This is a genomic window from uncultured Sulfitobacter sp. (assembly GCF_947497275.1).
In the GTDB taxonomy this organism is placed as follows: domain Bacteria; phylum Pseudomonadota; class Alphaproteobacteria; order Rhodobacterales; family Rhodobacteraceae; genus Sulfitobacter.
The window spans coordinates 421,952-446,614 of sequence record NZ_CANMFS010000001.1; the positions used below are offsets into that span (position 1 = coordinate 421,952).

A 24,663-nucleotide genomic window follows, 5' to 3' on the forward strand; every position below is an offset into this window, starting at 1 on the left:
ATACTGAATTTCACGAACGGATCCGAACCATGACTTACCAAATCGCAATTCTCGGCGCTTCCGGGTACACGGGCGCCGAACTGATCCGGTTGATTTCCGGGCACTCCTCCATGAATATCAAGGCGCTGGGTGGCAACTCCAAGGCCGGTCAGCGGATGGCGGATGTATTTCCGCATCTGCGTCATCTGGACCTGCCCGATCTCGTGAAGATGGAAGAGATTGATTTTGCGGATATCGACCTTTGCTTTTGCGCGTTGCCGCACAAGACGTCGCAAGAAGTGATCGCAAGGCTGCCCAAAGACCTCAAGATCGTCGATCTGTCTGCTGACTTCAGATTGCGCGAGCCAGCGGAGTATCAGAAATGGTACGGCAACCCGCACGCGGCGCTTGAGCAACAGTCCGAGGCGATCTACGGGCTTACTGAATTCTACCGCGATGAGATACGCGGTGCGCGGTTGGTTGCTGGAACAGGTTGCAATGCAGCGACCGGCCAGTTTGCGCTGCGTCCATTGATCGCGTCCGGTGTGATCGACCTTGATGAAATTATCCTGGATCTCAAATGCGCGGTGTCAGGCGCGGGTCGGGCGCTGAAGGAAAACCTGCTGCATGCGGAATTGTCCGAGGGATATCACGCCTATAGCGTCGGAGGTAAACACCGCCATCTCGGTGAGTTCGATCAGGAGTTCTCGAAGCTGGCGGGGCGTCCCGTCCGGGTTCAGTTCACTCCGCATCTGATCCCGGCGAACCGCGGGATCCTTGCAACGGTTTACGTGAGGGGTGACGCGCAAATCATTCGTGACACGATGAAAAACGCCTATATTGATGAGCCGTTCATCGAAGTGCTGCCGTTTGGCGACGCACCCAGTACGCGACACATCCGCGGATCGAACTTTTGCCATATTGGGGTGGTCGCGGACAGGATTCCGGGGCGGACCATTGTAATCGCGGCGCTCGACAATCTCACGAAGGGATCATCGGGGCAGGCGTTGCAAAACGCCAATCTGATGTTAAATATCAACGAGACGGAGGGGTTGATGATGGCACCTCTTTTCCCGTGAGGACACGATGAAAAGCCTGAAAAAGCAACGTCGTATACAACTGATTTGCGTGGCTGTCGTGGCGTTGGTCGCTGCGACCGCGTTGATCGGATACGGGCTGCGCGACGGCATAAACTTCTTTCGCGCGCCTTCACAGGTGCTGGCCGAGCCTCCCGGTCCGTCCGAAGTGTTCCGCATCGGCGGTTTGGTCGAGGAAGGTACGCTGCGGCGTGGCGAAGGTGAGCAGATCAGTTTTTCCGTGACCGATGGCGGCGCGAGCGTGCCGGTGATCTTTGCCGGGGTGTTGCCGGACTTGTTCGAAGAGAACCAGGGTATGGTCGGGACCGGGAACTACATCAACGGTGTTTTCCAAGCATCTGAAATTCTTGCTAAACACGATGAGACATACATGCCCAAAGAGGTCGTCGACGCGTTGAAGGAACACGGCGTCTATCAAGCCCCCGGAGGGTGACACCGCACGCACTGGTCGGCGTGGATTAACCTCTTTGATGCTTGCTGTCCTCCAAAATGGAGGTATGGCACATGCAATCAGTACGTCAAATTGCCGAAGAAATCGTCGTCCGCGAGGGTGGCTTTGTCAACGATCCCGACGATCCGGGCGGGGCTACGAATTTCGGTGTTACGATCCACACGATGCGGCGACTCGGGCTGGATCTTGACGGCGACGGGGAAATCTCTGTGCGCGATGTTCGCAAACTGACCCGCAGCCAGGCGATAGATATCTTTCTGGAGCACTATTTTCAGCGACCGCTGGTGGCCGAATTGCCACCCGCGCTGCAAGCCACGGTTTTCGATATGTACGTCAATGCGGGCAGCAACGCCGTGAGGATTCTGCAGCAGCTTTTGGGGCGCATGGGATTCGAGGTAACGGTTGATGGCGCACTGGGGCCGCAAAGCCTTGCCGCTGCGCGTGCCGCGTTCAAGGCGGCGCCGGATCACATGGTCAACGCCTACGGTATCGCGCGGCGCAACTATTATTTGCGGCTGGCCGACAGGCGGACGGCAAGCCGCAAATACGCCCGGACACGGGCGGGGGGGAAAGGCGGCTGGATCAAGCGGGCGGAGGAATTCATCGCACCCGAGTACCATCTCAGCAAAGCTGAGTTCGAGCAAAGGACGGCGCAATGGGATTGATCGAAAGGATTTTTGGCACGGTCTTCGGCAATGGCAGGAACGTCGTTCGCGATACCGTCGAGGTTTTCCGCGAGAACGCGGAGGCGAGCGCGGCGCGCGGCGCCGAAGTCCAGCGCGATGCGATGGGGCAGTACGGGGCGGAATTCGCGGCACCTGCCAAAGGTGGGTTCGACCGTTTCATGGACGGGGTAAACCGTCTGCCCCGTCCTGCGCTCGCGCTTGGTACTCTGGGACTTTTCGTTTCTGCAATGGTGGCGCCCCTGTGGTTTGCACAACGTATGCAGGGGATCGCGCTCGTTCCGGAACCACTATGGTGGTTGCTGGGGGTGATCGTGTCGTTCTATTTCGGGGCGCGGCATCAGGTGAAAGCCCAGGATTTTCAGCGCAGCATCGTCGCGACGGTCAAGCATGTGCCGCAGGTCGTGGACAATATTGATACGATCGGGCGGATGCGGGCCACTTCGCCGGGCGTTGCGGATGCCGGTCTCGATGCACGGCTCGCAGCGCAGGCATTGCGGACCGATGCCAATGCCGCGCTTGATGCATGGCGCGCGCAAAGGTGAACGACCTGCGGCTTTCTGACCACGCGAATCCGATTGGAACGGCATGTCGATAGGGGTATGTTTGCCCCCATGATTACAGAGCTTGGACATTTCGCCCTGCTGCTCGCCTTTGGCGTGGCACTCATTCAGATGATCGTTCCGATGGTGGGCGCCGCGAAGGGTTGGCCGGGTTGGATGGCCGTGGCCGAACCTGCGGCAGGGGTGCAGTTTGTCCTGATCGCTGCGGCTTTCGGGGCGTTGACCTGGGCTTTCGTCACCTCGGATTTCAGCCTCGCGGTGGTAGTGGCAAACAGCCATTCGATGAAACCGATGCTGTACAAAATCAGCGGCACGTGGGGTAATCACGAAGGTTCGATGCTGTTGTGGGTTCTGATTGTGGCGCTTTTCGGCGCAATGGCCGCGTGGTTCGGTGGCCAGCTTCCGACGTCCTTGCGGGCGCGGGTGCTGAGCGTTCAGGCCGCGATCGGCGTCGCGTTTCTTGCTTTCATCCTGCTGACCTCGAACCCTTTCGCCCGACTTGCGGTGCCGCCCTTCGACGGTCAGGATCTCAATCCGTTGTTGCAAGATCCCGGATTGGCGTTTCATCCGCCGTTTCTTTATCTGGGCTACGTCGGGCTGAGCATGGCGTTCAGCTTTGCCGTGGCCGCGTTGATCGAAGGACGAGTCGACGCGGCGTGGGGGCGGTGGGTGCGTCCCTGGACATTGGCGGCTTGGGTGTTTTTGACAATCGGCATCGCGCTCGGCTCATGGTGGGCCTACTATGAGTTGGGCTGGGGCGGCTTCTGGTTCTGGGATCCGGTCGAAAACGCCAGCTTCATGCCGTGGCTATTGGCGGCGGCTCTGCTGCATTCCGCCATCGTTGTCGAAAAACGCGAGAGCCTGAAAAGCTGGACGATCCTGCTTGCGATCCTCGCCTTCGGGTTTTCGCTTATCGGCACGTTCATCGTGCGGTCGGGATTGCTGACTTCGGTGCATGCCTTTGCGAATGACCCGGAGCGCGGTGTGTTCATTCTGATGATCATGGCGATCTTCATGGGGGGGGCGCTGATCCTGTTTGCGTTGCGCGCGGGCGCATTGGAGGCGAAAGGCGTGTTCAGCATCGCCAGTCGCGAAAGTGCACTGGTGTTAAACAACTTGCTGCTGGCGGTCGCTTGTTTCGTTGTATTCGTCGGTACGATGTGGCCTTTGCTAGCCGAGATGTTCTTTGATCGCAAGCTCAGCGTCGGGCCGCCATTCTTCAATGCGGCGTTCACCCCCTTCATGGTCGCCCTCGGGATCGTTCTGCCTGTCGGATCTGCGCTGCCCTGGAAGCGCGCCAACCTTGCGCGTGCGATGCGCCCTTTGCGCTATGTTTTCGTGCTGGCGCTCGCCATCGGGGGACTTGTGTGGACCATGCAGACCGGGCGCAGCCTGATCGGACCGGTGGGCATGTTTCTTGCCGCATGGATCATCATGGGCACTGTCGTGGATCTGATGCAGCGCACGGGGCGCGGATCGAACCGGCTGGGGCGCTTGCTCCGTCTGCCTCGGGCCGATTGGGGCAAGGCCACGGCGCATGCCGGACTGGGCGTCACCATGATGGGGATTGCAGGACTTACCGCATGGACGGTCGAGGATATTCAGGTCGCCCGGATTGACGTGCCTTTCGAGGTGTCGGGTTATGAGATGACGCTGCGCAGTGTGACGAAGGGCAACGGACCCAATTATGTCGCGACCACGGGTGTGATCGACGTGTTCAGAGACGGTAATTTTGTTGCGACGCTCGCACCGGAAAAGCGGTTCTATCCAGTGGCGCAGATGCCGACCACAGAAGCGGCGATCCACCAGAATCTCGCGCGCGATCTGTATCTGGTGATCGGTGATGAGCAGACCAATGGCGGATGGGCGATCAGGACCTACATCAAGGCGATGACGAACTGGATCTGGATTGGCTGCGCGATGATGGCTTTTGGCGGAGTGCTAAGCCTAACCGACCGTCGTTTCCGGGTCGCTGCCGGCGCGCGCAAGGCGCGGAGACAAGCGGTGCCGGCGGAATGAAACGGCTCGCCCTGATTTTGATGCTGCTGACAAGCCCGGTCGCAGCGGTCCAGCCCGATGAGATCCTCGATGATCCACAGCTTGAAGCACGCGCGCGTGTTCTCTCCAAAGGGTTGCGGTGCCTCGTGTGCCGCAATGAAAGCATCGACGAGAGCAATGCGTCGCTTGCGCGCGATCTGCGCATCCTGTTGCGGGATCGTCTTGTCGCGGGTGATAGTGATGAAGAGGCTGTTGCTTTTATCGTCGACCGCTACGGAGAATACGTTCTGCTCAACCCGACTGTAGGGGGCGCGAACTGGATCCTTTGGGGGGCCGGGCCGCTGATGCTGGTGCTCGCGGGTGGGCTTGGTCTGGTGTATCTGCGCGGACGGAGCCGCGCGGCGGCACCACAGGACGCAAGCCTCAGCGATGAAGAGGCCGCACGTCTGCGGGAGATCCTGAAGAAGTAACGCGCCGTTGTTCTGGTGGTGACGGACCGCTGTGATAAGCTTTCCCGAAGCGAATGCAAAGGGAGGCCGCGGGCCATGGACTATCAGACTATCACCTATGAACTGAATGACGGCCTTGCCATCGTCACGTTGAACCGTGCGGACAAATACAACGCGATGACGTCGCAGATGCGCGCGGAAATCGAACACGCATTTACAGTCGCGGGCAACGAAGCGCGGGTCGTGGTGATTACCGGGGCTGGAAAGGCTTTTTGCTCCGGACAGGATCTGGGCGATGCTGCATCCGCGGCCAATCTTGATATGGAACGGACCTTGCGCGACGAATACGCACCGATGCTGCGCGCCATCGTGAATTGTCCGGTACCGACGATTGCCGCCGTCAATGGCCCCGCCGCCGGGGCGGGGGCGAACCTTGCACTGGCCGCCGACGTGGTGTTCGCGACCGAAAGCGCCTATTTCCTTCAGGCCTTCACGCGTATCGGGCTGATCCCCGATGCGGGCGGGACCTATGCGCTGCCCCGGCAAATGGGCATGGCCAAGGCGATGGGCGCCGCATTGTTCGCGGACAAGATTAGCGCCCGCCAAGCCGATGATTGGGGCATGATCTGGGAAGCGGTCGAAGACCGGAAATTCAACGCACACTGGCGCGAGAAAGCTGCGCATCTCGCGGCCGGGCCGACGCGGGCCTATAAAGCGGTCAAGGATGTGATCAGGGGAAGTTGGGACAACACTTACGAAGACCAGATTGCACTCGAAGCTCGTGAACAGGGCAAGTGCGGTCAGTCACGCGATTTCAAGGAAGGTGTTATGGCTTTCATGGAAAAACGACCCGCGACGTTCGAAGGGCGTTAATTCCGGTTCTTTCGGAGTAAGGCAGCGCGGCCTAACCGTGTATCCTGCGTTCGACAAGAACGACATCGGAGACGTTCGGCACCTTGCCGGATGTCTTTGCGATGATTGCCACTGCGATGCCGTCAGCCAAAACGGTATGCACGGTGCCCGATACATGCTTGATCGTGATTTCCGGCGGGTTTTCTCCTTCGTCGTAGACGACCGCGATATGATCGCAGCTTTCGTCTGTGTCGGGAATCAGGGCGCCTTGCGGGCCTTTCTCGTACTGTGCCGTGCGGGGCATAAGACTTTTGGCCTGTGACCACTTGTAGTTGGGCTGGTGAGGGGCGGATGTCATGAAAGGCTCCTGTCAGGCAGTGGCGGTGTTGCGTGCCCGCAGGGGAGGGTAAGCCCCCCTGCGGCTTGCTCAGCCCTAGCTGGCAGCAGCGCCGTTCGGATCAAAAAGGCTTTCGACAAAGCTCTCTGAGATGAGCGAGATGTCGGGTGTCCCGATTTGTCCGGCGCCGCCCTCCACACGCGCCAGGATGACGTCGCCCATGCGGACCAGTGCATCGCCGTTTTCGTTGGTGACAGTGATATCCTGATCGGCATCGACATCGTCGACGATCACGGTAATCGCGTCTTCTTCGGCATTGAATGCACGGATCAGCGGCGCGTTGTCGCCGTAGCCTTCGTTCTGCTCGGAGAATACGTGGAAGGTGTCCTCACCGTCGTCACCGATCGCAATGTCGCCCGAACCGAGCACGAGATTGTCGTCGCCTGACCCGCCGCGCAGCGTGTTGCCGTGTGAGTCGTCACGGATATCGAGTGAGCCATTCACATCCGCAAGCGTTGCACCGTCACGCACTTGTGTCATCTCTTCGAGATTGAGGGGCGCACCTTCCAAAATCCCACCGAAGACAAGGTCGTCGCCTTCGTCACCGAGCATGGCGTCGGTGCCGCGACCACCGACCAGGGTGTCGTTGCCCTCGTTGCCATGGACCGTATCCATCCCGTAGTCGCCCGATGCCCAGTCGTCGCCTTCCTGGCCCTCGATCAGATCCCGGCCGACATTGCCGGTGATGATGTCATCGCCGTCGCCGGAGCACAGCATGTCGTCGCCATCCTCACCCTGAAGAACGTCTTCGCCGTCACGGCCAAAGAGCGTATCGTTACCGGCACGACCGTTCAGAACATCGTCGCCGGCTTCGCCGTCGAGGAAGTCATCTCCCTGAGTGCCCTCAATGCGATCGGCTTCGTCGGTGCCGTTTTCCGTCACCGAGCTTTCGTCGTCATCGTCGTCGAGTGCAATTCCAAGAAGTGCGAGTGGCAGCGCAAGCCCCAGTAACATTAACATAGCAAAATCCCCTCTGCGTACAGTGTTGCAAGCGAGTTAGTCAGCCTTTCGGCAACCGGTCAAGCGTCTGTTAACGATTGTCGTACAGAGCGAAACAATGCCTTATTATCGCCGTGTTTGGGCGAAACCCGCATGAAATGAGGCGTCTTTTGCACGAACAATCGGGGGTATTTTGCGCGATTGTGCGGGCGACTGACGGCTGGTACCGGAGCAAATGCGCGATTCGGATGGCCGTGGCGTGGATTTGGCACATCTGGCCAATTCGCGCAGGGGTGCCCAGACCCTGCCACATTTCCTCGGCGTCCCTTTCGGGAGAAAACAAAACGCCCGGACGTGGTGTCCGGGCGCTTGTCATTGCAGACCTGTCGCGTGGTATCAGCGGTTCTCGATATCCGTGTAGGACCGCTGTGTTTCGCCGAGATAGAGCTGGCGCGGGCGACCGATTTTGAGCTGTGGATCGTTGAGCTGTTCTTTCCACTGCGAAATCCAGCCGACGGTCCGCGCAAGGGCGAAGATCGGGGTGAACATGGAGGTCGGAAAGCCCATCGCCTCGAGAATGATGCCTGAATAGAAATCCACGTTCGGAAACAGCTTCTTGTCCGAAAAATACGGGTCTTCCAACGCCTGCTTTTCAAGCTCTTTCGCAACCTGCAAAGTGGGGTTGTTCTCGACACCCAGAAGTTCAAGAACCTCATCGGCGGACTGCTTCATCACGGTCGCCCGCGGATCGAAGTTCTTGTAGACCCGGTGGCCGAAACCCATGAGGCGGAACGGATCGTCCTTGTCCTTCGCGCGCGCGATATATTCAGGAATGCGGTCCGGCGTTCCGATCTCCTTGAGCATTTCGAGGCATGCCTGATTTGCACCACCGTGTGCGGGACCCCAGAGGCAGGCGATGCCGGCGGCGATGCAGGCGAACGGGTTCGCGCCGGACGAGGACGCCAACCGTACCGTTGAGGTCGAAGCGTTCTGTTCGTGGTCGGCGTGCAGCGTAAAGATCCGGTCCATTGCGCGGCTCAGGATCGGATCCACGACGTAATCCTCGGCCGGTACGGCAAAGCACATGCGCAGGAAGTTCGACGCATAGTCCAGATCGTTGCGCGGATATACGAAAGGCTGACCGATGGTGTATTTGTAGGCCATCGCGGCAATCGTCGGCATCTTGGCGATCAGACGGATCGACGCGACCTCGCGCTGCCATTCGTCGTTAATGTCGGTGCTGTCATGATAGAAAGCTGACATTGCCCCGACCACACCGACCATGACCGCCATGGGATGCGCGTCGCGGCGGAAACCGCGGAAGAAATTCATCATCTGCTCGTGCAGCATGGTGTGGTTCGTTACACGGTCCTCGAAATCCTCCAGCTCGGTCGGAGAGGGCAGCTCGCCGTAGAGTAGCAGATAGCAGACTTCGAGATAGTGCGATTTCTCCGCCAACTCTCCGATCGGATAGCCACGGTGCAGCAGAACACCCTCGTCGCCGTCGATGAAGGTGATCGTGCTGTCGCATGACGCAGTGGAGGTGAAGCCGGGATCGTACGTGAATACCCCTGCCTGGCCATACAATTTGCGAATGTCGATTACGTCGGGTCCGGCTGTCGGCGTGAAAACCGGAAGCTCAACAGTCTTGTCCCCGATCGTCAACTTTGCGGTTTTAGTCTCATCGGCCATGCATGGTTCCCTTCTAGGTTGGCTCGAGGCGGTTTTATCCACCCCCTTTACACGTTCCCCTCAGTCATAAGCACGGATCGGGGGCGTGCGGGTTATTTCTTATCTATCGTATCCCTAATGACAGATTTACGGTCGTCTCAGGACGCGGCCTCAGCGAGGCGGGCTAGGGTTTCGTCACGGCCCAGCACCAGCATCATATCGAAAACCGACGGCGTGACGGCGCGCCCGGCAAGGGCAGCACGAAGCGGTCCAGCCAGTTTGCCGAACTTGGTGTCACGCGCGGCGGCGAAATCGTTAAGAACCTCTTCGAGTGTATCACGTTTCCAGCTAACATCTTGCAAGTGCGGCGTCAATTCTTCCAGCATGCGGCGGGATACCGGATCGAGCGATTTTGCCGCCTTCCCGTCGGGTTCGATCGGACGAGATGTCAGAATAAAATGACCCTTTTCAAGGAGTTCCGGAAACGTCTTTGCGCGCTCCTTGAGGCAATACATCGCGCGCTCCAACCCGGCCGCCTGTGCGTCCGACAGCGCAGGTTTACCGGCAACCGCCAGATAGTCCTGAATTTCCTGCCGCAACGCGGCATCCTCTGCGGCTGCAATATGTTGTCCGCAGATATTTTCCAGCTTTTTCAAATCGAACTGCGCGGGGCTTCTGCGGATTCCGTCGATATCGAACCAATCCCTGGCTTGCGCGTCGGTGAAGAACTCATCGTCGCCATGGCTCCACCCCAGTCGCGCAAGATAGTTGCGCATGCCCGCCGCCGGATATCCCATCGCCTGGTATTCCTGTGCCCCCAGTGCGCCGTGCCGTTTGCTGAGCTTCTTACCATCCGGCCCATGAATCAGCGGGATATGCGCCCAAACAGGTACGTCCCAGCCCATGCCATGGTAGATCATCATCTGGCGGGCGGCGTTGTTGAGGTGGTCGTCGCCGCGGATCACGTGGGTCACGCCCATGTCATGATCGTCGACGACCACGGCAAGCATGTAGACCGGCGATCCGTCCGACCGCAGCAGGACCATGTCGTCAAGCTGGGCATTGTCTATGATCACATCCCCCTGAACGCTGTCACGGATCACCGTTTCACCGCTGTCGGGGGCTTTGATCCGGATCACGAAAGGGGCGTCGGGGTGGGCTGCTGGATCCGCGTCGCGCCAGGGCGAGCGGTAGAGCGTGCTGTGTCCTGCCGCGCGGGCTTCCTCGCGGAAGGCCTCGATTTCGTCGGACGTCGCAAAGCACTTGAACGCGGCGCCTGTTTCCAAAAGCCGGTGCGCCACCTCGGCATGGCGCGGTGCCATTTCGTGTTGGCTGATGACCTCTCCGTCATGGTCCAGACCAAGCCAGCGCAGGCCCTGCAGGATCGCCTCTGTCGCTTCGGGGGTATGGCGAAGCCGATCCGTGTCTTCGATGCGCAGCAGGAATTTGCCGCCGCGTCCGCGTGCATACAGCCAGTTGAACAGTGCGGTGCGCGCGCCGCCGATATGCAGAAAACCGGTTGGGGACGGGGCAAAGCGTGTGACGACTTCGGAGCACATAACAAATTCCTTTCGGGCAGCTCGTAAACCGCGCCGGCATTAATAATCAGGTCACATTTACCTTTTGGTAACCCGTTGCAGCGTAGATTTCCGGTCTGTTTATCCAGTGGAGCGAACGGGGGCAAGCTATGGAGGCCGCAGGCGGTTTCGCCGCGATGATGCGCGCCCAGCGGGGCGCTTTGTTCGGCTGGGTGCCGGTCTGTCTTGCGGTTGGGATCGGGGTCTATTTCCGGCTGGGTTTGGAGCCTGCCTTTGTGGTGCTGGCGGGGGTTCTCGCGACGGCGCTGCTTGCCGCAGCACTTGCACGGGCGGTGCCAGAAGCCGCGCGGCCCGTGATGGTGGCCGTGATGCTGGTATGCCTCGGAGGGCTGCTGGCAGCGTTCCGCGCCCATACCGTTGCGGCCCCGGTGCTCGAGTTCCGGTATTACGGCGCCGTCGAGGGACGTATCATCGCAATCGACCGCAGCCAGTCCGACGCGCTGCGGTTGACGCTGGATGAGGTGGTGCTGGACCGCGTACCGCACAACAGAACGCCCGCGCGCGTCCGGATATCCCTGCACGGAGACAGGTCATTCGACATTATCCCGGCACCGGGATTGCGGGTGATGCTGACCGGGCATCTGTCGCCTCCGTCCGGGCCGGTCGAGCCGGGGGGATTCGATTTTCAGCGACACGCGTGGTTTGTGCGCCTCGGTGCCGTCGGATACGCGCGCACCCCGTTGCTGGGGGTAGCCGAGGCGTCGGATGGACAGGCGGGTCTGGCGGTGTTTCGGCTGCGCATGGCAGCCTCCGAGCGCATTCAGGCAGTGCTGCCCGGCGACGCGGGCGGCTTCGCTACGGCGATCACCACGGGGGACCGGTCGGCCATATCACAGGCGGCGCTGGACGCTCTGCGCGCCAGCAATCTGGCGCATCTTCTGGCAATTTCGGGGCTGCATATGGGGCTGATGTCGGGGGTGGTGTTCGCCGCGCTGCGTATCGTTATTGCGCTTGTGCCACCCGTGGCGCTGCGGATTCCGGCGCGCGGGGTCGCGGCCGCGGGGGCGCTGGTGGTCGCGGCTGGATATCTGGCGCTTTCGGGGGGCAATGTGGCGACGCAACGCGCGTTCGTGATGGTGGCCGTGGCGCTGTGTGCGCTGATGATCGGGAGGCGGGCCATCAGCCTGCGGGCGGTGGCGATCGCAGCCACGATCGTACTGGTGCTGCGTCCGGAGGCGTTGATGGGGCCGGGTTTCCAGATGTCTTTTGCCGCCACCACAGCCCTTGTTGCCGTTTTCGGCATCTTTCGAACACAGGAAATACCCCTGGGGCCGAACTGGCTGCGTCCGGTGCTGGCCGTCGTGATCTCCTCGGCGGTGGCCGGTTTCGCCACCGCGCCCATTGCCGCCGCGCATTTCAACGCCATTGCGCAGTATGGCCTGATCGCCAATCTGCTCTCGGTGCCGCTGATGGGGATTCTGGTGATCCCGGCCGCCGTTGCGGCGGCGGTCCTTGCGCCATTCGGTATGGAAGCCTTCGGACTCTGGGCGATGGGCTTCGGAGTGCGCTGGATTCTCGGCGTGGCGCACACGGTTGCCTCCTGGCCTCTGGCGCGTACCTACGTCATAGCTCCGGATCCTTCCGTACTGCCGTTAATCGCCATCGGATTCCTGTTCGTGCTCTTGTGGCAAGGGCGTTTGCGTTGGACAGGGATCATGGCGATCATCGCCGGTTTCGTGATTTGGGGGCAAACGCAGCGTCCCGATGTACTGATTGCCGACAGTGCCACATTGGTCGGCGTCATGACGCCGCAAGGGCGCGCGCTGAGCAAGGATCGCGCGGCGGGGTTCATCGCACGCAATTGGCTTGAAAATGACGGGGACGGTGGGCCGCAGGAACACGCGGCCACCCGCTGGGCCAACGTGGGCGGCATCATCCATCTGTCGGGAAAGCGCGCGGCCGCTGCGTTCAACGGCTGCACAGAAGGTCAGATCGTGATCAGCACCGTACCGCTAGAACGGCAGTTGCCGTGTACTCTGCACGATCCCCAAACCCTGCGCTACACCGGTGCGGTCTCCTACCGTTTTGGCCCGACGGGTCCCGCCTTGCTTGAAACAGCGCGCCGAAGGTCGGGGGATCGTTTATGGACGCATTGGCCACCCGATGTCGCGCGACCGATGCGCATCATTCAATAAGATCGTATCAAGCCGACAAGGCGGCCTTGCACCTTGACCTGATCGGCTGGAAAGACACGCGTCTCATAGGCCGGATTGGCCGCTTCGAGCGCGATGGACGAACCGCGCCGCTTGAAACGCTTCAGTGTTGCTTCCTGATCGTCCACAAGGGCGACGACGATATCCCCGTCATCTGCAACAACAGATTCGCGGATCACGACGACATCGCCATCATTGATTCCGGCACCCGTCATCGAATCGCCTTGGACCTCCAGCGCATAATGCGCGCCGGCACCCGCCAGCATGGCATTGGGCACAGTAACGCCGTGGGATCGTTGGTTAATCGCCTCGATCGGAACACCGGCGGCAATTTTGCCCATCACGGGCAGTTCCGTCGCCTCGATCGTGGTGACTGGCTGCGCGAGGGCAGGGCGGGGCGCGTCGGGCAGATCCCCGTCGATGACCTGGGGTGTGAAGCCGGTCCCGCCCATGCTGTCGGGCAGCTTGACGACCTCGATCGCGCGCGCACGGTGAGCAAGCCGCCGTATGAACCCCCGCTCTTCAAGTGCGGTGATCAAGCGGTGGATTCCGGATTTTGACCGCAGATCAAGGGCGACTTTCATTTCATCGAAGCTTGGCGGTACACCGTCCCGCTGCACACGCTTGTGGATGAATGCCAGTAGATCGAGTTGCTTTTTGGTCAGCATATCACGTCCCTTGTCCCTGTTTATCTCGTTTTGTTCTAGGGATGTTCCGTGTTTGTGTCAACGCTTACAGGTCGATTACCTCGACTGGCGTCCCCTTTGCCTGTGCGGGGTGATCTTTAGGCCGCACAAGCAGCACATCGGCGTCTGCAAGCACGCTCAGAAGCGCGCTGTCTTGCCGATTTGCCGGGCATACCGCGCCTTCGGTGATACGTGCCCGCATGTAATGCTCGCGTGGACCGTTCGGGCCGATATCACACCCAAGCGGGACCGTACGACGCGGTGCAGCGCTCTGGCCGAGACCCAGCATGGCGCGGACCATCGGTGCGACGAAAACCGTGCCGCATACCAGTGCGGACACGGGGTTTCCCGGCAATCCGATCATTGGAGTACCGCTCAAGCGTCCCGCCATCAGCGGTTTGCCGGGGCGCATTGCGACCTTGTAGAAGGATTGTTCCATGCCCAGTTCAGCCGCGACCGGTGCCACCAGGTCATGATCGCCCACGGACGCGCCGCCGATGGTCACGATGAGGTCGGCTCCCCTTGCCATTCCGAAACTGCGCCGCAGCGATGCGGCAGTGTCGCGGGCGATGGGCAACATGCGCGCCACAGCACCCAGCGTCTCCAGCTGTGCGGCAAGGCCATAGGTGTTCGACGCGATGATCTGGTTTGGGCCGGGCGTCTCGCCGGGTTGCACCAACTCATCCCCGGTGGCCAGAATGGCGACCAGAGGTTTGCGAAACACCGGCACCTCGGCGATGTTCATCGCGGCGAGCAAGGCGATGTCCGCAGGGCGCAGGCGCCGTGGTGCAGCCATCTGTGCGCCTGCGGAAAAATCGGCACCGGCAGGGCGGATATTGTCCTTGCTTTCAAGCTTGTGCCCCAGCGTGATCAGATCGCCGCGTCGGGTCACATCCTCCTGTATGACGACACAATCGGCGCCGGTCGGCACCGGTGCGCCGGTAAAGATGCGCACGGCCTGACCGGCTTTGAGATCGCCGTCAAAGGCGTGACCCGCAGCCGCTTCGCCCACCACCTTGAACATCGCGTCCGGCTCGACCTCGGCGCGGCGCAGGGCATATCCATCCATCGAAGAGGCGGCAAAAGGGGGCTGCGTGCGGGCCGCCGATACGGGTCGTGCAAGAACGCGGCCTGCGGCTGCACGCAGCGGTACGTTTTCCACGTCCATCTCGCGGGTCAGGGTGAACAGCTGATCGAGTGCCTGCGCGACCGTGATCATTTTGCCTCGTAACGGCCTGATTTCCCGCCATCTTTCAGGATCACGCGGGTGCCGCCGATTTCCATGCTCTTATCCACTGCCTTCGTCATATCGTAGACGGTCAACGCGGTGACGGACGCAGCCGTCAGCGCCTCCATTTCGACACCAGTCTGGCCATTCGTCTTGACGGTCGCAGTGATGCGGATGCCGGGCAGGTCGGTATCGGGTACCAGATCGACCGCGACTTTGGTGATCGGCAGCGGATGACACAGCGGGATCAGATCGGCGGTCCGTTTCGTTGCCATGATACCGGCAAGCCGTGCGACGCCCAGTACATCACCCTTTTTCGCGCGGCCTTCGATAATGATTTCAAGTGTTTCGGGCCGCATCTTGATCCAGCTTTCGGCCGTGGCGATACGCGATGTCACCGCCTTGTCCGAGACGTCAACCATATGCGCGTGGCCCTCGCCATCGAAATGGGTCAGCGCCATCACCGGCCTCCGGGACGCAGCGGGTCAGCCAGAAGCCTGCGCGTTGCGGTCTCTACATCCGGCTGCCGCATCAGGCTTTCGCCGATCAAGAAGCAGCGCGTGCCGTAGCGTGCCATCTCCGCCAGATCTTCGGGGCTGTTCAGGCCGCTTTCACATACCATCAGCCGATCCCCGGGAACCTGTTTTGACAGTTTGCGGGTCACGTCGAGCGACGTCTCGAAGGTATTCAGGTTCCGGTTGTTGATCCCGATCATCCGCGATTTCAGCAGCAGGGCGCGTTCAAGCTCCGCCGCATCATGCGTTTCGATCAATGCGTCCATACCGTATCCGGTCGCCGCGTCCTCAAGCTCGGACGCCTGCGCATCGCTGACCGAGGCCATGATGATCAGAATGCAATCCGCGCCCAGACTGCGCGCCTGAGCGACCTGATAGGGATCGTACATGAAATCTTTGCGCAAAATCGGCAGATCGCAAGCCTCACGAGCGGCGGTAAGGTATTCGTTCGCGCCCTGAAAACTGGGGGTGTCGGTAAGCACCGACAGGCAGGTGGCACCGCCGTCGGCGTAGGCTTTTGCCAGGGTAGCCGGGTCGAAATCAGCGCGGATCAAGCCTTTCGATGGGCTGGCCTTTTTGATCTCCGCGATCAGTCCATAACCTTCGCGCGAGGCATCGAACAGCGTATCGGCGAAGGGGCGGACCGGGGCGGCGTGCGATGCCGCCGCTTCCACGTCCGACAAAGGCTTCGCGGCTTTGTCTGCGGTGATTTCCTCAAGTTTATACGCTTTGATTTTCTCTAGAATTGTTTGGGTCATGGTGCCTCCGGATCGCCCCAGTTTATGGACCCAAGGCCCCGGCTGCGCAACCACGCATTGGTCTGGCTGAAAGGCCTTGAGCCAAGGAAGCCGCGATGCGCGGACAGCGGCGAGGGATGCGCCGTTTCGAGTTTGAAATTGCCGGCGGGATCGACGTGCCTCGCCGCTTTGTGCGCCGGTGCGCCCCACAACAAATAGGCGCGCGGACGCGGCGCCAGTCGGTCCAGCACCTGGGCGGTCAATGCTTCCCATCCCAGCCCCGCGTGGCCCTTGGCTGCACCCTGCGGGACGGTGAGAATGGTGTTGAGCAACAACACCCCCTGGTCCGCCCAATCATCAAGCTGGGTGCGTGTACGCACCACGCCAAGATCGTTGTACAACTCTTTGAAAATGTTGCCGAGACTGTCGAGTCGTCCGCCGAAGTCCGCGGTGATCGAGAACGCCAGCCCGTGCGCCTTGCCGGGCGTGTGGTAGGGGTCCTGGCCGAGGATGACGACACGCACATTGTCGGGATGAACCCGTTCAAGCGCCTGAAAGACAAGGGGCGCAGGCGGCAGGACGGGGCGCGTCTCCGCGCTCAGCCGCGCCTCGATCGCGGGCAAGGTGTCGATGAAGAAAGGCAGATCGACCCAGCCGTCCAGTTTCGCCAGATCAAAGCGCATCAGCCCGCGTTTGTGATGCGGGCGACGGTCCTGATCTTTTCGCGCGCGGCCCCGGAATCGATGCTGGTACGCGCCATTTCGGCACCGGCTCTCAGATCGTCCGCCGCGCCCGCTATGACCAGCGCCGCAGCTGAGTTTAGCAACACCGCGTCGCGGTATGCCGAAGGCGCACCGTCGAGCAGCGCATTGAACGCGACGGCGTTTTCCTCGGGTGTCCCGCCGATGATGTCCTTGAAGGGATGGACCGGCAGCCCCGCATCCTCCGGGTGGATCTCGACGTCGTCGATGGTGCCATCGGCGCGCAGGGCGGCAACCCAGCTGACGCCCGTGATGGTCAGCTCGTCGGTACCGTCCGATCCATGCACCAGCCACGCCACCTCTGACCCCAGCGCCTTGAGCGTCTCGGCCATGGGACGGATCAGATCGCGGCGATATGTGCCGGTCAACTGCCGTTTGACCGCGGCGGGATTGGTCAGCGGACCGAGGATATTAAAGATCGTGCGGGTGCCCAGCTCGGACCGGGTGGGCATCACATGGGCGATGGCAGGGTGGTGCATCGGCGCCATCATAAAGCCGATCCCGGCCTCGTTGAGCGCCTTTTCCACCACTTTCGGGCCGACCATCGTCTTGAGGCCCATCTGCCCCAACGCGTCCGCAGCACCCGATTTCGAACTGAGGTTGCGGTTGCCGTGCTTGGCCACGACCACGCCCGCACCGGCCACAACGAACGCGGTTGCGGTCGAGATGTTGAGCGTACCCTTGCCGTCGCCGCCGGTTCCTACAATGTCCATCGCACCCGCCGGAGCGGTCACCTTGTGGCATTTGGCGCGCATCACGGCGGCGGCGGCTGCGTATTCGTCCACTGTCTCGCCGCGCGTGCGCAGCGCCATCAGCAGACCACCGATCTGGCTCGGTGTCGCCTCGCCCTCGAACAGGATCTGAAAGGCTTCTTCGGCCTGCGCGCGGGTCAACGGGCCGTCGGCGGCGGCGTCGATGAGGGGTTTGAGTTGCTCGCTCATGCGGGAATCTTCACCTCCTTGAGGAAGTTATCAAGCAGGGCATGGCCGTGCTCGGACCTTATGGATTCGGGATGGAACTGAACGCCGTGCAACGGCAGATCGCGGTGTTGCAGCCCCATGATGGTGCCGTCATCCAACTCTGCGGTTATCTCAAGGCACTCAGGCAGGCTTTCACGCTCCACGATCAGCGAATGATAGCGGGTGGCGGAAAACGGGTTCGGCAATCCCTTGAAAAGTCCTTTGTTGGTGTGATGCATCACGCCCATCTTACCGTGCACGATGTCGCGCGCACGCACGACCTTGCCGCCGAATGCCTCACCCAGCGTCTGGTGGCCCAAGCAGACCCCCAGCAGCGGTATGCCGGCATCCGCCGCCGCACGGGTCAGATCCAGGCAGATCCCCGCCTGTGCGGGATCGCAGGGGCCGGGTGACAGGACAATGCCCGAAGGCCGTTTGGCCATCGCGTCCGCCACGCTCAGCGTATCATTGCGGCAAATTTCCATCCGCGCGCCGAGGGTGCCGAGGTAATGCACGAGATTGTAGGTGAAGCTGTCGTAGTTATCTATCAGCAGGAGCATGGCGGGAAACTTCTTATTAGGGCTAGAGAAGCGCCGTCCAGACGCGGTATAGGGGGTGCGCGTAGATGTTCAGGCTTGAGGCAAATCGTCAAGGGGCAGGGGCACGGGCGCAGGGAGCGGGCTGTAAAATTCCGGGCGCATCGGATATTGGGCAAGAAACAGGACAAGGTGGCATCGGCTATGGCGCGTGGTGTGTTGAGCGGGATCGGATTGGGTGCAATTTTCAGCATTGGCGTGGCGGGTGCCATTTCGGTGCTCGTCCCGATCGAGCCCGCGCGCGCGCCCGAGATCGGCAATGCCGGTGACATTGCCGTGGCCGGTGACGGCGCCCCACAACCTGCGGCACGGGTCAGCGGCGCACGGGATACGGCAGTGCCCACCCGACAGCCGCAGATCACGATGCGCGCACCCTCGGACGCGCCCGTACCCAGCGAACCTCCCGCCGCCGCTCAGGCGCCACAAACTTCTTCGCAAGCGCCTGACAGCATGATCGCCCCGAGCCCGCAGACTGGCCCGGTAAGCGCGCCGATGCCAGAGCGTGACAATCGCACCACTGAACCCGCTGCGCCGGAACCGGTCGATTCCGTCGATCTGCCGCCCGAGATACCCCAACCGCTGGCGCAACCTGAAACCGGGCAGGCGGTCCAGTTGCGGACGCCCCTTCCGTTGCCCGAAAGCGTGGCCGCAACGCTTGAGGCGGACGCGCCCGTGCTGCCCAATCCGCAGGCGCTTGCACCGATGATCCCCGATGATGCACCCGACGGCACCCTCTCGCCGGACTCGGCGGCAAATCCGGACGCCGCGCCGTCTGCCGTTGGCCGAAACGACACGCTGCCGGTCGCCGCTGAACCGTCAGTTCCGACTCCGGAATTGGAGAGCGCGGACGGTGCCGGTGCGGAGACGGAAAGCGCCGCGCAGGCCAGACCGCGCATCTTGCCCGCGCCCGGCACCGGGGCTGCCGTATCATCAGGTCGCCCGCGCATCGGGACACCGGCCAGCACTCTGGCCACCCAAAACGCGCCGGACATTCCCGAAGAGGCCGTTGCGCAGACCGATCCGGCGATGCAGCAGCCGATTACCCGCTATGCAGCCGATTTCGATAACCCAGACGACAAACCCCTCATGAGCATCCTGCTGATCGATGACGGCACCGATCTCGACGCGGGCGGCATCGGACTTCCCGCGCTTGGCAGCTTTCCCTATCCGCTCAGCTTTGCCGTTGACGCCGCGCTGCCGGATGCCCGCGCGCGGATGGACCGCTACCGCGCCGAAGGGTTCGAAGTGATGGCTATGGTGGATCTGCCGCAGGGTGCGCGCCCGTCCGATGCCGAAGTGTCCCTTGCGGCCACACTTGACGATCTACCGCAGATCGTGGGCGTGCTGGACGGCACCGGCGAAGGGCTTCAGGGATCGCGCGAAGTGGCCGATCAGGTTACCGCGATCCTCAAAGGCGCGGGGCTTGGCCTTGTCGCACAAAGCAAGGGACTGGATTCGATGCCCAAGCTCGCGGTCAAGAATGGCGTTCCCGCCGCCGCCGTGTTCCGGGATTTCGACAGCAATGACCAGGGTGCGCGGGTCATCCGACGGTTTCTGGATCAGGCCGCCTTCAAGGCGGGGCAGGAGGGCAGTGTGATCATGCAGGGCCGTCTGCGTCCAGAGACCATTGAGGCGTTGCTGGTGTGGGGGCTGGCGGATCGGGCCAGTACCGTCGCACTCGCCCCGATCTCGGCGACGCTGTTGGCGCGGCAGTAACGCTCAACCGCGTCGCGGCAAAAGATGCGAGCGGAAATCTTGGAGCGGCCCTGTCCGCGCAGGACCGCGACGTCACCGCCCTGCTGGTCGCGCGCGCATTGGCGGAGATAGAAGAGCAGCAGCAACGCGACCTGCTTCTCTGCGTGTTGGTCGGCGATCAACAGATCAGGCGGGTCATTGCCCCCGATGAGGCTGCAATCGCGGCACGGAGCGATTGGGCGCTCGACATGTTTGCCCGTGCGGCGCACGGTCGCTGACTTTAAGGGTCAGTAACGGATTGCCGAAAAGGTCAGTAACGGATTGCCGAGTTGCAATGTCTGTACTTTTCGTATTATTCAATAGTTTGCATATGAAGGAATTGGAGGACCTATGACACTTTCCCGAACCAGCCCGTCGCGCGGTGACGGCTCCGCCGAAGTGACCGGCTTCTATGACCAGGCGACTGGCAGCGCGCAATATCTAGTCACCGATCCGCAAACGCGTAAGGCGGGCCTGATCGACATCGTGATGCCGTATTCGCCGGAGACTGCGGGAACGGACCCGGGGCCTGTCGACGACATCCTGCGGTACGCCCAACAGGAGGGTGTCGAGATCGAGTGGATCCTCGACACGCACCCGCACGCGGATCACCTGATGGCGTCGTCATACCTCAAAGACCGTCTGGGCAAGCCGAACGCGATAGGGCAGAAAGTCAATGAGATCGCGGAGTTATGGCGAGATTATTACAACACACCCGACGCCTTCGATCCAGCGCGTGATTTCGATCATCTGTTCGCCGACGGAGACACGTTCAGCATCGGCAATCTTCCGGTGCGCGTGATGCTCTCACCGGGCCATACCCTGGGATCCATCACCTATGTCGTCGGATCGGATGCCGCATTTGTCCACGACACCTTCATGCAACCCGATGCCGGCACCTCGCGGGCTGATTTTCCGGGTGGATCCGCCCGCGAACTCTATACATCGTTGCAGGCCATTCTGGCGCTGGACGCCGATACGCGACTGTTCATCGGCCACGATTACGGCACCGATTTCCGCAACATGCCCGAGTGGGAATCGACCGTGCGGGAACAGCGTCGCCACAACACGCACATCGGCGGCGGTGTCGACGAAGAAAGCTATGTGGCGTTGCGCGAGGCGCGTGACGAGACACTCTCGCTTCCCGACAGGATGCTGGAGGTCCTTCAGATGAACCTGCGCGCGGGTCGCCTGCCAGAAGCCGAGAACGACGGAAACAGCTACCTTAAAATTCCGCTTAACCGGTTCTGACGCTCAGGTGTTGCCGCTTCCATTGAACCGTGCGGCGTCCTCCGCCGCACGGCGTATGGCGCCGGATTTGTGGACCGTCTCCATATACTCCGCCTCCGGATCGCTGTCGTAGACAACGCCGCCACCGGCCTGAATGTACAGGGTTTCGTCCTTGATTACTGCGGTACGCAGCGCGATGCACATGTCCATGTCGCCACCCGCCGAGAAATAGCCGACCCCGCCGCCGTAAAGGCCGCGCTTTTCCGGCTCCAGTTCGTCGATGATCTCCATCGCGCGGACTTTGGGTGCGCCCGACACGGTACCGGCAGGCATCCCGGCAAAGAACGCATCAAGCGCGTCCTTGCCCGCGTCCAGTTCGCCCACCACGTTCGACACGATGTGCATGACATGGGAATACCGCTCGACGATGAACTCTTCGGTGGGGCGCACGGTGCCGATCCTGGCCACACGGCCGACGTCGTTGCGGCCCAGATCGAACAGCATCAGGTGTTCGGCAAGCTCTTTCTCGTCTGCCATCAGATCCGCCTCCAGCGCGCGATCCTCTTCGGGCGTCGCACCGCGGGGGCGGGTGCCGGCAATCGGACGGATGGTGATCTCGTTCCCGAACACACGGACCAGAATTTCGGGGCTGGCGCCCACGACGTGAAAACCGCCGAAGTTGAAATAGAACATGAATGGCGAAGGGTTGGTGCGGCGCAGGGAGCGGTAGAGCGCAAAGGGCGGTTGCCTGAACTGCTGCGACCACCGCTGGCTCGGCACCACCTGAAATATATCGCCCGCTTTGATGTACTCCTTGGCCTTCAGGATCGCATCTTTGTACCCCTCGCGTGTGAAATTGCTTACGGGGTCGGGTGCCGGTGCCGCATCACCCAGATCGCGGCTGCTGCCTGCGGGGCTGCGTTCGAGATCGCGCACGGCGTCCATGACGCGCTCTGCGGCCTGCGCGTAGGCGGCGCGCGCGCTTTGCCCGGCGCTGACCCACGCGGGCGAGACGACCGTGACCTCGCCCTTGACGCCGTCGAGCACCGCAATCACGGAAGGTCGAAGCATTACCGCGTCGGGCAGGCCAAGCGGATCTGGATTGACGTTCGGCAGACGCTCCACCAATCGGATCATATCGTAGCCGAGATACCCGAACAGCCCCGCCGCCGATTGCGGCAGATCGTCGGGAAGATCAATCCGGCTTTCGGCGATCAGCGCGCGCAGCGCGTCGAGCGGGTTGCCCGTCATCGCAGTGTAGGCGTCGGGATCGTAGCGCGCGGCGCGGTTCACCTCGGAGAAGGTGCCACGACACCGCCAGATCAGGTCCGGCTTCATTCCGATGATCGAGTAGCGCCCGCGCACCTCGCCGCCGGTGACGGATTCGAGCATGAAGGCGTTCTCGGCCGCACCGCCGAGTTTGAGCATCAGCGATACCGGTGTGTCGAGATCGGCGGCAAGACGGGTGTAGACGACCTGATGCCGGCCGGCGTCGTAGGCGGCGGAAAAGCTGTTGAAATCCGGTGTGAGTGGCATCTTACTGAAAATTCACGTTGACGGCGCTGATCGCGCGTTGGTCTATCGCCTGTCCGGCCCGCGCGAGGGTGTCGTTTGCGTAGAGTTCGAACAGATTGCGCGAAAGCTCCTGGTTTTGCTGCTCGCGCAGACGCGCGACGATATTTTTCATCTCTTCCGTTTCTTCCGCAGGGTTGACCGCGTCGAGCCGGACCAGAACCACCGTTTCTTCGCCTTCGAGGATCTCGACGTCGCCTACCTCCATGTCGAATACCGTGCTCATGAACCCCGCAGGCGTGCCGGTGATGAAGGCATCGCGGGTCTGGCCGGTGTCGACGCGGGCATCAAGGCCAAGCTCGGGCAGGGTGGTGCCGCCTTCGAGGGCTTCTGCCGCTTCTTGCGCGCGGGCGCCGAGGCGGGCCACGATTTCATCCGCGCGCCAGCGGTCCGCAACATCGCCCGCGACCTCGTCGTACAATGCGGGCCGTTCCGGCAGCGCCTCGTCGAGGCGCATGGCGAACAGACCGCCATCGCCAAGCTGCCGGATCTGAGGGAAGGCGCCCTCAACCACTGCAGCGGCTGCCTCGCGGAAGCCTTCATAGGCGGCCAGATCCTCGGTGCTGTCCTCGGTCCAGTCGATCTGGCCCAATGTCATGTTAGTCTCTTCCGCAAGCTGTTCCAGCGTGGCACCACCGGCGAGCCGGTCGTCCAGATCCTCCGCTTGGCTCTCGACGATCCGGATTGCACGGTCGGTGGCGAGGGCGTCGCGCAATTCGGGCTCGGCCTCTTCGAAACTGATGTTTTGCGCGGGCAAGATCGCGTTGACGCGAAAGAGGGCAGGCCCAAGCGGGCTGGGTGCCGGACCTACGATGTCACCGACATCGGCGGCGAACACGGCCTCGCCGGCGGCGCCCAGCTCGGCACGTCCCATGTCGCCCATATCCACGTCCGACAACTGCAATCCACGGTCCGCCACCAGCGTCTCGAACGTGGTGCCGCCCACTTCGAGCGCCGCGGTGGCCTGATCGGCTGCTTCCTGATCAGCGAATACCAGACGCTCGATCAGGCGGCGCTCGGGCTGGTCGTACTGGGCGCTGCGCGCCTCGTATTCCGCGCGCAGGTCGGCCTCCGGCAATTCGATCTCGTCGATGATATCTGCAGGGTTCAGCCAAGCATAGGTGATCGCCTTGCTGGCGGGCAGTACGAAGCTGTCTGCGTTGGCTTCGAAGTAGGCTTGCAACGTGCCGGCATCGGGGGTGCCGACGGGGCTTTCAAGATCTTCTTCTTCCAGCAGGGTCCAAGTGAAATCGCGGGTTTCACCGATGTATCCGACCAATGTTTGCGCATAACTTGCAGGCATCTCGACGCCGCTCAGGATCGCGCCCTGCAAAAGCTGGCGTGCCGTCTCCTCGCGCAGCGAAATCTCGAATTCGGTTTCACTCAGCCCGGCCTGACGCAGCGCCTGTGCGTATCCGTCACGATCGAAATTGCCATCGACCCCCTGAAACGTGGGGATGCTGACGATCCGGTCTCGCAGGGTTTCGTCGCCGATGGACAGCCCCATCTGAGCAGCCTCGTGATCCAGCGCGCGGTCACGCAGGATCCGCTGCAGCACGGCGCGGTCGAGGCCGATCTGCTGCGCCTCCTGAAAACTCATCGCACGGCCGGTCTGCTGGCCGATGGCGCGCAGCTCTTGCTGCATTTCGCGCGCGTATGTGTCGACAGTGATGGGCAGTTCGCCCACTGTCCCGATGGTGCGCAGATTGCCGTTCAGATTGACGGCACCAAAACCGCCCAGTCCCACGAAAAGCAGCGCCACGATGATCCACATTGCCGTTTTGGACAGGCTCGATTTCTTGGCCACGGTTGATG

24 protein-coding genes are annotated in these 24,663 nt (G+C 61.7%); 11 read left to right on the forward strand and 13 right to left on the reverse strand.

Annotated features, from left to right (window positions below):
* Window positions 1-29 precede the first annotated feature (29 nt).
* The 7 genes from argC (at window position 30) to Q1A06_RS02015 (ending at window position 6,093) form a co-directional block, all read left to right on the forward strand.
* On the forward strand, window positions 30-1,058 hold the full coding sequence (argC, locus tag Q1A06_RS01985; protein ID WP_299558117.1) for an N-acetyl-gamma-glutamyl-phosphate reductase: 1,029 nt from the start codon (window positions 30-32) through the stop codon (window positions 1,056-1,058).
* A gap of 7 nt (window positions 1,059-1,065) precedes the next feature.
* Window positions 1,066-1,509: a cytochrome c maturation protein CcmE gene (ccmE, locus tag Q1A06_RS01990; RefSeq protein WP_299558119.1), complete on the forward strand. Its 444-nt coding sequence runs from the start codon at window positions 1,066-1,068 to the stop codon at window positions 1,507-1,509.
* A gap of 71 nt (window positions 1,510-1,580) precedes the next feature.
* Complete coding sequence (locus Q1A06_RS01995; RefSeq protein WP_299558121.1) at window positions 1,581-2,192, forward strand: holin-associated N-acetylmuramidase; 612 nt, start codon at window positions 1,581-1,583, stop codon at window positions 2,190-2,192.
* Complete coding sequence (locus tag Q1A06_RS02000) at window positions 2,183-2,755, forward strand: holin family protein (RefSeq protein WP_299558124.1); 573 nt, start codon at window positions 2,183-2,185, stop codon at window positions 2,753-2,755. The genes Q1A06_RS01995 and Q1A06_RS02000 overlap by 10 nt, the downstream gene beginning before the upstream one ends.
* Before the next feature lie 69 nt (window positions 2,756-2,824).
* Window positions 2,825-4,792, forward strand: coding sequence for a heme lyase CcmF/NrfE family subunit (locus tag Q1A06_RS02005; protein WP_299558126.1), 1,968 nt, complete (start codon window positions 2,825-2,827; stop codon window positions 4,790-4,792).
* Window positions 4,789-5,241, forward strand: coding sequence for a cytochrome c-type biogenesis protein (locus tag Q1A06_RS02010; protein ID WP_299558128.1), 453 nt, complete (start codon window positions 4,789-4,791; stop codon window positions 5,239-5,241). The genes Q1A06_RS02005 and Q1A06_RS02010 overlap by 4 nt, the downstream gene beginning before the upstream one ends.
* Before the next feature lie 75 nt (window positions 5,242-5,316).
* Window positions 5,317-6,093 (forward strand): enoyl-CoA hydratase-related protein, encoded by a 777-nt coding sequence (locus Q1A06_RS02015; RefSeq protein WP_299558130.1) that lies wholly within the window; start codon window positions 5,317-5,319, stop codon window positions 6,091-6,093.
* A gap of 31 nt (window positions 6,094-6,124) precedes the next feature.
* Here the strand turns inward: Q1A06_RS02015 and Q1A06_RS02020 are convergent, their stop codons facing one another.
* The 4 genes from Q1A06_RS02020 to gltX form a co-directional block, all read right to left on the reverse strand.
* Window positions 6,125-6,430: a hypothetical protein gene (locus tag Q1A06_RS02020; RefSeq protein WP_299558132.1), complete on the reverse strand. Its 306-nt coding sequence runs from the start codon at window positions 6,428-6,430 to the stop codon at window positions 6,125-6,127.
* A gap of 75 nt (window positions 6,431-6,505) precedes the next feature.
* Window positions 6,506-7,429, reverse strand: coding sequence for a hypothetical protein (locus tag Q1A06_RS02025; protein WP_299558134.1), 924 nt, complete (start codon window positions 7,427-7,429; stop codon window positions 6,506-6,508).
* 375 nt (window positions 7,430-7,804) lie between these two features.
* A complete protein-coding gene (gene gltA, locus Q1A06_RS02030) occupies window positions 7,805-9,100 on the reverse strand; it encodes a citrate synthase (RefSeq protein ID WP_299558136.1) in 1,296 nt (431 codons plus the stop codon).
* A 137-nt stretch (window positions 9,101-9,237) separates the two neighbouring features.
* Entirely contained in the window at window positions 9,238-10,638 is a 1,401-nt protein-coding gene (gene gltX / locus Q1A06_RS02035) for a glutamate--tRNA ligase (RefSeq protein WP_299558138.1), read from the reverse strand.
* A gap of 128 nt (window positions 10,639-10,766) precedes the next feature.
* On the opposite strand from gltX, the gene Q1A06_RS02040 reads away from it, so the two are divergent.
* Complete coding sequence (locus Q1A06_RS02040; RefSeq protein WP_299558140.1) at window positions 10,767-12,812, forward strand: ComEC/Rec2 family competence protein; 2,046 nt, start codon at window positions 10,767-10,769, stop codon at window positions 12,810-12,812.
* On the opposite strand, the gene lexA is transcribed toward Q1A06_RS02040, so the two are convergent.
* The 7 genes from lexA to Q1A06_RS02075 all read right to left on the reverse strand — a co-directional run bounded on the left by lexA (window position 12,806) and on the right by Q1A06_RS02075 (window position 18,276).
* Window positions 12,806-13,498 carry a transcriptional repressor LexA gene (gene lexA, locus Q1A06_RS02045; RefSeq protein ID WP_299558142.1) on the reverse strand — a complete coding sequence of 231 codons (693 nt, stop codon included), beginning with the start codon at window positions 13,496-13,498 and terminating at the stop codon, window positions 12,806-12,808. The two genes, Q1A06_RS02040 and lexA, sit on opposite strands and share 7 nt — an antisense overlap.
* Window positions 13,499-13,562: 64 nt before the next feature.
* Window positions 13,563-14,735, reverse strand: a complete 1,173-nt coding sequence (gene glp, locus Q1A06_RS02050; protein WP_299558144.1) for a gephyrin-like molybdotransferase Glp — start codon at window positions 14,733-14,735, stop codon at window positions 13,563-13,565.
* Complete coding sequence (gene moaC, locus Q1A06_RS02055; protein WP_299558146.1) at window positions 14,732-15,205, reverse strand: cyclic pyranopterin monophosphate synthase MoaC; 474 nt, start codon at window positions 15,203-15,205, stop codon at window positions 14,732-14,734. The genes glp and moaC overlap by 4 nt, the downstream gene beginning before the upstream one ends.
* A complete protein-coding gene (gene trpC, locus Q1A06_RS02060) occupies window positions 15,205-16,017 on the reverse strand; it encodes an indole-3-glycerol phosphate synthase TrpC (protein WP_299558148.1) in 813 nt (270 codons plus the stop codon). Before trpC ends, moaC begins: the two co-directional genes overlap by 1 nt.
* A complete protein-coding gene (locus Q1A06_RS02065; RefSeq protein ID WP_299558150.1) occupies window positions 16,014-16,679 on the reverse strand; it encodes a uracil-DNA glycosylase in 666 nt (221 codons plus the stop codon). The genes trpC and Q1A06_RS02065 overlap by 4 nt, the downstream gene beginning before the upstream one ends.
* Window positions 16,679-17,698, reverse strand: a complete 1,020-nt coding sequence (trpD, locus tag Q1A06_RS02070; protein ID WP_299558152.1) for an anthranilate phosphoribosyltransferase — start codon at window positions 17,696-17,698, stop codon at window positions 16,679-16,681. The genes Q1A06_RS02065 and trpD overlap by 1 nt, the downstream gene beginning before the upstream one ends.
* The gene (locus tag Q1A06_RS02075; protein WP_299558154.1) at window positions 17,695-18,276 is read right to left on the reverse strand and encodes an aminodeoxychorismate/anthranilate synthase component II; all 582 of its coding nucleotides are present in this window, start codon (window positions 18,274-18,276) and stop codon (window positions 17,695-17,697) included. Before Q1A06_RS02075 ends, trpD begins: the two co-directional genes overlap by 4 nt.
* Window positions 18,277-18,456: 180 nt before the next feature.
* Here Q1A06_RS02075 and Q1A06_RS02080 point away from each other — a divergent pair, with 180 nt between their 5' ends.
* From Q1A06_RS02080 to Q1A06_RS02090, 3 genes are all read left to right on the forward strand, one after another.
* Window positions 18,457-20,028: a divergent polysaccharide deacteylase family protein gene (locus tag Q1A06_RS02080; RefSeq protein WP_299558156.1), complete on the forward strand. Its 1,572-nt coding sequence runs from the start codon at window positions 18,457-18,459 to the stop codon at window positions 20,026-20,028.
* On the forward strand, window positions 19,956-20,285 hold the full coding sequence (locus Q1A06_RS02085; RefSeq protein ID WP_299558158.1) for a hypothetical protein: 330 nt from the start codon (window positions 19,956-19,958) through the stop codon (window positions 20,283-20,285). Before Q1A06_RS02080 ends, Q1A06_RS02085 begins: the two co-directional genes overlap by 73 nt.
* A gap of 112 nt (window positions 20,286-20,397) precedes the next feature.
* Window positions 20,398-21,297 carry an MBL fold metallo-hydrolase gene (locus Q1A06_RS02090; RefSeq protein ID WP_299558160.1) on the forward strand — a complete coding sequence of 300 codons (900 nt, stop codon included), beginning with the start codon at window positions 20,398-20,400 and terminating at the stop codon, window positions 21,295-21,297.
* Window positions 21,298-21,300: 3 nt separating this feature from the next.
* Here the strand turns inward: Q1A06_RS02090 and trpE are convergent, their stop codons facing one another.
* Both trpE and Q1A06_RS02100 read right to left on the reverse strand, forming a co-directional pair.
* A complete protein-coding gene (gene trpE, locus Q1A06_RS02095) occupies window positions 21,301-22,812 on the reverse strand; it encodes an anthranilate synthase component I (RefSeq protein ID WP_299558162.1) in 1,512 nt (503 codons plus the stop codon).
* A 1-nt stretch (window position 22,813) separates the two neighbouring features.
* Entirely contained in the window at window positions 22,814-24,655 is a 1,842-nt protein-coding gene (locus Q1A06_RS02100) for a peptidylprolyl isomerase (RefSeq protein ID WP_299558164.1), read from the reverse strand.
* Window positions 24,656-24,663: the final 8 nt, after the last annotated feature.

Excerpts from the sequence above, each read along its gene's own strand:
- argC (WP_299558117.1), top strand. The coding sequence starts at position 30 with ATGACTTACCAAATCGCAATTCTCGGCGCTTCCGGGTACACGGGCGCC.
- ccmE (WP_299558119.1), top strand. The coding sequence starts at position 1,066 with ATGAAAAGCCTGAAAAAGCAACGTCGTATACAACTGATTTGCGTGGCT.
- Q1A06_RS01995 (WP_299558121.1), top strand. The coding sequence starts at position 1,581 with ATGCAATCAGTACGTCAAATTGCCGAAGAAATCGTCGTCCGCGAGGGT.
- Q1A06_RS02000 (WP_299558124.1), top strand. The coding sequence starts at position 2,183 with ATGGGATTGATCGAAAGGATTTTTGGCACGGTCTTCGGCAATGGCAGG.
- Q1A06_RS02005 (WP_299558126.1), top strand. The coding sequence starts at position 2,825 with ATGATTACAGAGCTTGGACATTTCGCCCTGCTGCTCGCCTTTGGCGTG.
- Q1A06_RS02010 (WP_299558128.1), top strand. The coding sequence starts at position 4,789 with ATGAAACGGCTCGCCCTGATTTTGATGCTGCTGACAAGCCCGGTCGCA.
- Q1A06_RS02015 (WP_299558130.1), top strand. The coding sequence starts at position 5,317 with ATGGACTATCAGACTATCACCTATGAACTGAATGACGGCCTTGCCATC.
- Q1A06_RS02020 (WP_299558132.1), bottom strand. The coding sequence starts at position 6,430 with ATGACATCCGCCCCTCACCAGCCCAACTACAAGTGGTCACAGGCCAAA.
- Q1A06_RS02025 (WP_299558134.1), bottom strand. The coding sequence starts at position 7,429 with ATGTTAATGTTACTGGGGCTTGCGCTGCCACTCGCACTTCTTGGAATT.
- gltA (WP_299558136.1), bottom strand. The coding sequence starts at position 9,100 with ATGGCCGATGAGACTAAAACCGCAAAGTTGACGATCGGGGACAAGACT.
- gltX (WP_299558138.1), bottom strand. The coding sequence starts at position 10,638 with ATGTGCTCCGAAGTCGTCACACGCTTTGCCCCGTCCCCAACCGGTTTT.
- Q1A06_RS02040 (WP_299558140.1), top strand. The coding sequence starts at position 10,767 with ATGGAGGCCGCAGGCGGTTTCGCCGCGATGATGCGCGCCCAGCGGGGC.
- lexA (WP_299558142.1), bottom strand. The coding sequence starts at position 13,498 with ATGCTGACCAAAAAGCAACTCGATCTACTGGCATTCATCCACAAGCGT.
- glp (WP_299558144.1), bottom strand. The coding sequence starts at position 14,735 with ATGATCACGGTCGCGCAGGCACTCGATCAGCTGTTCACCCTGACCCGC.
- moaC (WP_299558146.1), bottom strand. The coding sequence starts at position 15,205 with ATGGCGCTGACCCATTTCGATGGCGAGGGCCACGCGCATATGGTTGAC.
- trpC (WP_299558148.1), bottom strand. The coding sequence starts at position 16,017 with ATGACCCAAACAATTCTAGAGAAAATCAAAGCGTATAAACTTGAGGAA.
- Q1A06_RS02065 (WP_299558150.1), bottom strand. The coding sequence starts at position 16,679 with ATGCGCTTTGATCTGGCGAAACTGGACGGCTGGGTCGATCTGCCTTTC.
- trpD (WP_299558152.1), bottom strand. The coding sequence starts at position 17,698 with ATGAGCGAGCAACTCAAACCCCTCATCGACGCCGCCGCCGACGGCCCG.
- Q1A06_RS02075 (WP_299558154.1), bottom strand. The coding sequence starts at position 18,276 with ATGCTCCTGCTGATAGATAACTACGACAGCTTCACCTACAATCTCGTG.
- Q1A06_RS02080 (WP_299558156.1), top strand. The coding sequence starts at position 18,457 with ATGGCGCGTGGTGTGTTGAGCGGGATCGGATTGGGTGCAATTTTCAGC.
- Q1A06_RS02090 (WP_299558160.1), top strand. The coding sequence starts at position 20,398 with ATGACACTTTCCCGAACCAGCCCGTCGCGCGGTGACGGCTCCGCCGAA.
- trpE (WP_299558162.1), bottom strand. The coding sequence starts at position 22,812 with ATGCCACTCACACCGGATTTCAACAGCTTTTCCGCCGCCTACGACGCC.